This window comes from Acidocella sp. MX-AZ02 (assembly GCF_000306035.1).
Lineage (GTDB): Bacteria > Pseudomonadota > Alphaproteobacteria > Acetobacterales > Acetobacteraceae > Acidocella > Acidocella facilis.
The window spans coordinates 21,673-22,666 of the sequence record NZ_JH976208.1 but is presented as its reverse complement, the minus strand read 5'-3'; the positions used below and the strand labels follow the sequence as shown (position 1 = coordinate 22,666).

General features: G+C 51.1%; 2 protein-coding genes. Both read left to right on the top strand.

What is annotated here, in order from left to right:
• The coding region (locus MXAZACID_RS18780) for a hypothetical protein (protein WP_205619777.1) at nucleotides 1-372 on the top strand (372 nt) is incomplete at its 5' end.
• 12 nt (nucleotides 373-384) lie between these two features.
• Nucleotides 385-678 carry a hypothetical protein gene (locus tag MXAZACID_RS19720; RefSeq protein WP_205619776.1) on the top strand — a complete coding sequence of 98 codons (294 nt, stop codon included), beginning with the start codon at nucleotides 385-387 and terminating at the stop codon, nucleotides 676-678.
• Nucleotides 679-994: the final 316 nt, after the last annotated feature.

The following is a 994-nucleotide window of genomic DNA, read 5'->3' as shown; positions in this document are numbered from 1 at the left end:
AAGGGACCCCTAATGGTGGCGGTTAGAATGAATATCTTTAGAAAAAGTAAAGAAACTAATCGCTCTTCTAGCTATGTTTGGGAAAAACGTGGGCAGAACTGCTTCATCTGTGTAGGCTTTGCCGCAGTCAGTCGTCCGGGCATCAGAAAGCCATGGGTTGTCATGGTTCCACGCGCGGCTGACGAAAATGGTTTGAGCCCATGGGGCCTCATGGCTGACAATGGAGGCATTCGGAATTTCGCATCAGCCGAAGAGGCCATGAAAGAGGCGGAAGCATATCTCGACATGTTCAGAGACTATCATCAGTCATATTCAGGTGATTATATCGATCTGTCGTGCAAGAATTTTCGTATTTCCGGGGCTGGCACTTAGAAAATCTTACAGATGAAACCGAATGAATCGCGTGTTATCCTGCCTTTTCCAGCGAGCACGCAGGATCGGAGAAAGGTCGCACGCCATCGAATTCTTTGGGGAGGCAAGCTGCTTTTTAGCTATGAGCGGCGAAGTGGTGTTGACTGTTTAGTTGTCGAACTCTCGAAGAGAGGCGCACGTGTTGAGACTGAATGGCTGACGCAAGTTCCAGAAACATTCTATTTCCAGGCAGGAACCCAAGAACCACGGCTTGTACGCCGCGTATGGGTGATGGGAAAAGCCATTGGATTGGAGTTCATTGACTGACCGCGAAGAAGATCAGTGTGATCTTCGAGCCAGACGGCGCAGCCAAAGGCAAGGTAATCCCCCCGTTTTTTAACGGAGCATATTCGTAGAATTTCACCCGGCGCGTTTCAGTTTCTGGGCGGTTGTAACCCCACCATTTTTAACGAGGCCTATGGGCAGACCTCACGCGAGAACAGCCCCCTGACCAATGCCACCGGCATCGCCGCGCGCGAGCCCACGCCGATCAAACGGACTCGTTTGATCGGATAAGGTTGCTCGTTCGAACAGAAGGCTAGAGCGTATTCCCTGCACCAACGTGAACGGAATACGCTCTAGC